The 6,747-nt window shown below is 53.3% G+C and carries 7 protein-coding genes; 5 read left to right on the top strand and 2 right to left on the bottom strand.

The annotated features are described in order from the left end of the window. Nucleotides 1-129: 129 nt before the first annotated feature. Genes R6U41_RS07205 through R6U41_RS07185 form a run of 5 tightly spaced genes read left to right on the top strand, consistent with a single transcriptional unit; the run spans nucleotide 130 to nucleotide 5,393 of the window. On the top strand, nucleotides 130-453 hold the full coding sequence (locus R6U41_RS07205) for a late competence development ComFB family protein (protein WP_410269158.1): 324 nt from the start codon (nucleotides 130-132) through the stop codon (nucleotides 451-453). Nucleotides 454-457: 4 nt separating this feature from the next. Beyond that, nucleotides 458-1,324 carry an HDOD domain-containing protein gene (locus R6U41_RS07200; protein WP_410269157.1) on the top strand — a complete coding sequence of 289 codons (867 nt, stop codon included), beginning with the start codon at nucleotides 458-460 and terminating at the stop codon, nucleotides 1,322-1,324. 47 nt (nucleotides 1,325-1,371) lie between these two features. Continuing rightward, on the top strand, nucleotides 1,372-1,890 hold the full coding sequence (locus tag R6U41_RS07195; protein ID WP_410269156.1) for a hypothetical protein: 519 nt from the start codon (nucleotides 1,372-1,374) through the stop codon (nucleotides 1,888-1,890). Between the two features lie 13 nt (nucleotides 1,891-1,903). Further along, on the top strand, nucleotides 1,904-3,136 hold the full coding sequence (locus R6U41_RS07190) for an HDOD domain-containing protein (protein ID WP_410269155.1): 1,233 nt from the start codon (nucleotides 1,904-1,906) through the stop codon (nucleotides 3,134-3,136). Further along, on the top strand, nucleotides 3,120-5,393 hold the full coding sequence (locus R6U41_RS07185; protein WP_410269154.1) for an EAL domain-containing protein: 2,274 nt from the start codon (nucleotides 3,120-3,122) through the stop codon (nucleotides 5,391-5,393). The genes R6U41_RS07190 and R6U41_RS07185 overlap by 17 nt, the downstream gene beginning before the upstream one ends. A 24-nt stretch (nucleotides 5,394-5,417) precedes the next feature. Here the strand turns inward: R6U41_RS07185 and R6U41_RS07180 are convergent, their stop codons facing one another. After that, a complete protein-coding gene (locus tag R6U41_RS07180) occupies nucleotides 5,418-5,945 on the bottom strand; it encodes a YIP1 family protein (protein WP_410269153.1) in 528 nt (175 codons plus the stop codon). Nucleotides 5,946-6,041: 96 nt separating this feature from the next. Continuing rightward, nucleotides 6,042-6,747 (bottom strand): HD-GYP domain-containing protein (locus R6U41_RS07175; RefSeq protein WP_410269152.1); only part of this gene is annotated, 706 nt, incomplete at its 5' end.

Raw genomic sequence — 6,747 nt, 5'->3', positions numbered from 1 at the left:
GCCCAAGGAAGCCATTGCCCTGAGTGCGGCCGAAACCGTGCTGCCCTTGAGCCGGATTCCGGAAAAGATCGTCCAGAGTGTTAATGAAAAACATTGAGTTCAAAGTTTCAAAATCAACCGGGAGGCGATATGAGCAGTACCCGTCGGTCTGAGAACAGGTATCAATTTTTGGGGGTGGATCTCAGCGGAATCCGAAACCGCAATGAATTCAGGGTGATCCGGCTATTGCCGGAAGTGTTGGAGCAATATCCGGAAGTGGAACAGAATGTGGTCAATATCCAGGATATTTATGCACTGGCTTTAAATCTGCTGCCAGCCCGATATACCCAGCAATTTTCCATTGTGTTAAAGGATCCGGTGTCGGGTGATGAGGTCAAAGATGCATTGCGGCAGGCCATTGAAAGGGTTCGGGACAATCCCACCGGACCGGCACGACAATACGAAATGGAATAACCTCATGCAGCGTCAATTGATCAAGCGGCTCGAATCCATCCGGAATCTGCCGACTCTGCCGGCGGTCATCGAGAACCTGGGCACCGCGCTGCAGGATCCGGAAGTCGATGCCGGCCAGATCGCGGCAATTATCGAGGATGATCCGGCCATCACGGCCCGGATCATGAAAGTGGTGAATTCCTCCATGTATCTGGGCGTGGAGGAAACCGTTTCCCTTCGGCCGGCCATTGTCCGGATGGGTTTCCGGGCGGTGAGCAACATTGCCATGTCTGCTGCGGTATTTTCCACATTTGCCCCGGGCAGCAGGCCGGCCCTGGATCGGGCCGGGTTCTGGCGGCACTGTATTGCCGCCGGCATTGCCGCAGAAGTTTTGTGCAACTCGATTCCACAGTTTGCCAGGGTGCATATTGCCGCGGATGTACTTCATGTGTCCGGTCTGCTCCATGACATGGGCAAGATCGTTTTTGAGCAGCATTTTCATGATCAGTTTGCCGAAGCCATTGAAATTAGTAAAAAAGAAGGGATTTGCCTGTCTGTGGCAGAGCACCGGGTCATGGGAGCGGATCATTGCCAGGCCGGGGCTTGGCTGGCCCGGAAATGGAACCTGGCCCACAGCCTGATTTCAGTGATCCGGTGGCATCATGATCCATCTATGGCAGAGGAAAGATACAGGGACCTGGCTCGGGTCTGCGGGCTGTCTGACAGGGTGGTCAATGCCGGGGGGCTGGGGCAGGGGGGAAATTACAAGATGAATCAGGTCCCTGAAATTGAAGAAGAAATTGACCTGGACCCGGAGGATCTGGTAAAAATGATTCATCTGATCGAAACCCGGGCCGCTCAATCGCCCCTGCTTGACGTTTTGGGTGCTTGAATCGGCCCCGGAATGAATCAACCCAGCAGGCTACCGGAAGGTAAGCAATGAATTGCCCTGATGACGAGATCCTAACCGAGATCGCCATAGACAACTACAACTTCAGGGTCACCTGGAGCGCGGCCAGCCGGGATTGCTGCATCCTTTGGATACAGGATGCGGATACCATGGATCAGTTCGAGGCCCTGGGCCGTTTCAGCCGGTTTGACAAGCGCAGCATTCTGGAATTTGTGGTCCGGTATGTGACCAGCCAGTCTCTCCGGGAGGAAATCAGCAAGCGGCGGTTTGCCCGGTATATTGAAAGTCTGCCGCCCACCTTTTTTCAGCAGGTCCAGTACATGGGCTATCATGAAAAGGCGGCTGCGTTTAAAAACCTTTACAACCTCGATTCGGTCATTGATGAAGCCGCGGACCTGGGATGGAAGCGCCGGTGCATGGCCAAAAAGTTCCACCCGGACAAAGGCGGCGACAAACGGGCCATGGCCCTGATCAACGAAGGCTACGAGCTGTTGAACGCCAAAAAGGATAATTGTTCTTCCAAAGATGGAAAAAACAAGCGCTCATAAACTGGTGCCGGGAATGATCCTCGCCCGGGACGTCAAGGATGCGGCCGGCCGGCTGCTTGCGCCTTCGGGCCAGAAGGTCAATGACAAACTCATCCGGATTTTTAAGATCTGGGGGGTGGGCGATGTGCATGTGCGCCTTCCGGAAGAGGCTTCCGGCTCCCGGCCGGATGCCGACCCGCATGTACCGGAGGAAATCCGGCAGAAGGCCGAAGATGTTGTCCGGTACCGATTTCAGTTCAATGACTTAAATGATCCCTTTGTGGCTGGTTTGTTTCAGCTCAGCGTGGATCGAAAAGCCCGCCGGCTGTTTAACAATCCAAATGCCGGGGCCGGATACAAGCACCTGCAGGAACGGCCGGATTCAGGAAGGAAGCCTGTGCGCACACGCCCGCAGAAGGTCGACGTGGAGAGCCTGATTCACAGAACCCTGCGCTTAGGGACCCTGCCGGATATTTACTACAAGACCATTTCGGCCATCAATAACCCGGATGCCTCCCTGGATGACATTGCCGGCATTGTGAGCAAGGATACCACCCTTTCGGCCAAGGTGCTGCAGCTGGTCAACAGCAGCTTCTACAGTCTTCGTCAAAAAGTTGATACCCTGACATGGGCCCTGGCCCTGATCGGGACCAACCAGCTGATGACCATTGTCAGCGGGGTTTCTGCAGTTTCGCTGTTTAAAAATATCCCTTCCCGGCTGATTAACATGGCCTCTTTCTGGGAGCACAGCATTGCCTGCGGAACCGCAGCACGGCTGGTATCCAGCTACTTTCCCCAGCGCATCGAGGCGGAGCGGTTTTTTGTGGCCGGGCTGCTCCATGACATCGGCCGTCTGATTCTGGTCCAGAACCTGCCGGAGCAGTATTTTCAAATATTCAGACAGGTAAAATGCGAGGAGCTGTTTCTTTTTACAGCCGAAGAAGAGGTTTTCGGCTCGGATCATTCCCATATCGGAGCAGCCCTTGCACGGCACTGGAACCTTCCGGACCGGCTGGTCAACATGATCCAGTACCATCATTTTCCCGCAACCCAGAATTCCTTTTTTGAAGCCGCCATTGTCAATTTGGCCGATATCATTGTCAATGCCCTGGAGATCGGAAACAGCGGCGAGTTTTTTGTCCCTGTCATGGAACCGGAGGTATCTGAGAATCTGAACTTCGATCCTGAGATCCTGCATACCATGGCCCATGAGATTGATTTTCAACTCGCTGACATATTTGAGATTATTTATGGACGAATTGAATAAGGCAATGGATTTGACCGTTGGTGAGCGGCTTGAAGCCATTTCCAGAAATGCCATGGAGGCGCTGGAACTTTGCGCTTCCCTGGGCGATTATCAGACTTCCGTGACCAAGTTCAAAAACCGCAAAGATATACTTGAACGCTCATTGCAGGGCTTGCGGCAGATGGTGGCCATAGAGTTTTATGCCTTTTACGCTGTTAACGAAGCTCACTTTGACATTGCTCTGGAACATCTCGATGATCCGGGCCGGGCGGATTACGTCGACCGGACAGTGGAGGATCTGATTGACCGCGGGGCGGTGGCCCTGGCGTTTCGGGAAAAACGGACCCAGACCGTCCGCAGCCATGACGGCAAATACCAGGTATTGATCCATGCCGCTGCCACCACCTCGAAAATTTACGGTGTTTTTTTCTGTTTTGTCAAAGCCAGGGCCCTGGAAAAAGGCATTGTGGACAAGATCACCACGATTATTATCAAGGCCACGGGATATGCCCTGGAAAATTTTGAGCTCTACCAATTGATCCGGCAGAAAAACGAAGAACTGGTGGAAAAAAACCTCCAGGTGTCCAAGTCTGAAATCCTTTACCGAAATACATTTGAAAACACCGGCAATCCCACCATCGTGGTTGACCAGAAGGGAACCATTGTTCATGTTAACAGCGAGTTTGCGGCTTTTTCGGGATGGGAGCGGGAAGCGCTTTCAGGCAGGCGAAACATTGCCGAGTTTCTGGCCTGCGAAGGCCGCACCGGTTTTGCCAGGACTCTGGAAAGCGCTGAAAAAGATCATCCGGACGTTTCTCCGGAATACGGGTTTGAAAATCGGAACCATGAGCACAAAACCGTTTTTCTCAAAATTTCGCCCCTGGGTCTTGAAAACCAATACATTGTTTCATTTGCCGATATCACGCCCATCAAGGATGCGGAAAAACAGCTTCAGTTTCAGGCCTTTCATGACCCGCTCACCCGGCTGCCCAACCGGATCCTTTTCCGGGACCGGCTTAAGCAGGCAATTAAGAAAAAAAAACGGTATCCGGATTACAACTACGCCATTGTTTTTATCGACCTGGATCGGTTCAAGTCCATCAATGACACCATGGGGCATAACGTGGGCGATGATCTGCTTGTCAAGGTGGGCCAGCGGCTTGCCTCAAGCGTTCGCGAACTTGATACCGTGGCCCGGTTCGGGGGCGACGAATTTCTGCTCCTTCTCGAGGACGTCCAGGACCAGAATTGCTGCGACATTGTTGTCCGGCGCATCCTGGATCAGTTTCGCCTCCCCCTGGAGGTTGCCGGTCATGAAGTTGTCATGACCCTAAGCATGGGGGTTTTAATCAGCAGCGAGAGCCAGGCCGAGCATGCCGATGCCATCCGGCTGGCAGACATGAGCATGTATGAGGCCAAGCGCCAGGGCCGAAACCAGGTGATCTATGCCCACCAGATTCAGGACCGGGAGATCGAGCGCCGCCTGGTTCTGGAAAATCATCTGCAGACCGGCATCCAGAAGGGTGAGTTTTTCGTGCAGTATCAGCCCCTGATGGATCTTGCCACAAACCGCCTCTACGGGGTGGAGGCCCTGGTGCGGTGGCGGCACCCGGAGTTGGGCATTATTCCGCCCAACAGCTTTATCCCCATTGCAGAGGAAACCGGGCTGATCATTCCTCTGGGCCGGAAAATATTTGAAATGGCATTTGCCGATTTTGCTGCATGGAAGACCAACTTTGCTTCAGCAAGGGATCTGTGCCTGAGCGTCAACCTTTCGGTCAAGCAGATGCTGCAAAGCAATCTGGCGGCCGATATCCAGGCCATGGCCCGCGACGCGGCGCTTCCGCTGGAAAACATTAACCTGGAAATTACTGAGAGCCTGTTTATTGACGATATGGAGAGGGCGATTAAAACCATTCATGAATTAAAGACCCTTGGGATCTCCATTTCCATTGATGATTTCGGTACCGGCTATTCCTCTTTGAAATACCTGAATCAGTTTTCCATTGATTTGGTGAAAATCGACAAGATTCTCATTGATAACATCAACGGCAACCTGACCAATTACAACATCGTGGCCTCCATGCTGGAGCTGTGCGCCAAGCTCAATCTCAAGGCCATGGCCGAAGGCATCGAGGATATCGACCAGCTGGAAAAACTCCGTGGCATGAACTGTCCCTTCGGGCAGGGCTACTACTTTGCCCCGCCCCGGGACAGACAGGTGATCGAAGACATGCTTGCCGGTGATATGGGATCAAACCTTGATTATTGCCTTTAGGTTTGACCCCATCTATATATCTTGTTACGGCGCGCCTCCCCCGAAGACGGCAAACATCAGCCCCAGCAGCAGGATCTGGACCACCCAGCCGATGAGGCAGACGCCCACGGCCCGCCAGGTGCTGTGATAATCCAGGGCCTGGCGCACGGCAATGACCATGGCTACAAGCATCCAGACGCCGGCTGCGACAAAGACAATGCTTTGCAGGCCGGGTATGATTCCCAGAACCCGGATCAGGCCGGGGGAACTGGAAAACCCGATGGTGCGAAGCAGTTCCCCGTAATCAGACCGGGTCTGGGGCTCGGGCAGCAGTTTTGTGCCGATGACATAGGTTAAAAACGCCCAGATGAACCAGCCGATCAGGGCAAAAATGGTGCCCATGATGATTCCGCCGGCGCCCTGAACGCTGATGGCACCGATGCCGGCTGCCAGGCTGGAGAGCACCACAACGCCCAGCGCCTGTCCAATGGCACTTTTGTCTGCTTCCACTTCCTCATACAGATGAATGTCGAGCTTGGCTGCCCGGATCATTCGATCCACAAAAAGATTCATATGCTCCTCCTTTTCTCTACGGGATCAAACCTTGATTATTGCCTTTAGGACAGAAGAAATCCTGTATTTCCCTGTTATATCAACCCAAGGCAATAATCAAGGTTTGATCCCATCGATAAATGCTTCAAATACTTCGACCACCGCAGGGTCAAACTGAGAGCCGGCTGCCTGCCGGAGTTCGTCCATTGCCTGTCGCGCGGATCGGATATCCTGGTAGGGCCGCTGGTTGGTCATGATGTCATAGGCCTCGGCCACCGCAAGAATCCGGCATTCAATGGGGATTTCCTCGCCTTTTAGTCCCAGGGGATATCCCCGGCCGTTCCACCATTCCTGGTGTTTTAATATCAAATCGGCAATCGGAGCCAGATCTGGAGACGACAGGGCAATGCGATGGCCGATTTCACAATGGCGCTTCATCTCCTGGAATTCCTCTGCAGTGAGTGTATCTGCTTTAAATAGGATACGTTCGGAGATGCCCACTTTGCCCAGGTCATGGAATTGGGCGAGCAACTGCAGGTTGCGGGATTTTTCACTGGAAAGCCCCATTTTTTCAGCCAGTTTTGATACGTAGAATTTGAGCTGCTGAGTATGGCCTTCCCGGATATAGTCTTTTTCCTTCAGTGCCTGCAGCAGGCTTTGCAATATCGGGGTGCTGCCGGTCTGGAGATGTTTGAGTTTTTCTTTGTACATGTTGTCGTCGGCTTCCTTGAACAGGGCCTGCATGTCAATGGGAAGGCTCGTGCATACGGCATGGCCGATGGAAAACGACAGGTGCCGGTCCGGATTGGCGGCATTGTGCTTT

Source organism: Desulfosalsimonas sp. (assembly GCF_046483245.1).
In the GTDB taxonomy this organism is placed as follows: Bacteria; Desulfobacterota; Desulfobacteria; order Desulfobacterales; family Desulfosalsimonadaceae; genus Desulfosalsimonas.
Note: the sequence above shows the minus strand (reverse complement) of the source record. Positions and strands in the feature narration are given on the sequence as shown.

Coding starts and splice junctions, on each gene's coding strand:
- R6U41_RS07205 (WP_410269158.1), top strand. CDS start 130: ATGAGCAGTACCCGTCGGTCTGAGAACAGGTATCAATTTTTGGGGGTG.
- R6U41_RS07200 (WP_410269157.1), top strand. CDS start 458: ATGCAGCGTCAATTGATCAAGCGGCTCGAATCCATCCGGAATCTGCCG.
- R6U41_RS07195 (WP_410269156.1), top strand. CDS start 1,372: ATGAATTGCCCTGATGACGAGATCCTAACCGAGATCGCCATAGACAAC.
- R6U41_RS07190 (WP_410269155.1), top strand. CDS start 1,904: ATGATCCTCGCCCGGGACGTCAAGGATGCGGCCGGCCGGCTGCTTGCG.
- R6U41_RS07185 (WP_410269154.1), top strand. CDS start 3,120: ATGGACGAATTGAATAAGGCAATGGATTTGACCGTTGGTGAGCGGCTT.
- R6U41_RS07180 (WP_410269153.1), bottom strand. CDS start 5,945: ATGAATCTTTTTGTGGATCGAATGATCCGGGCAGCCAAGCTCGACATT.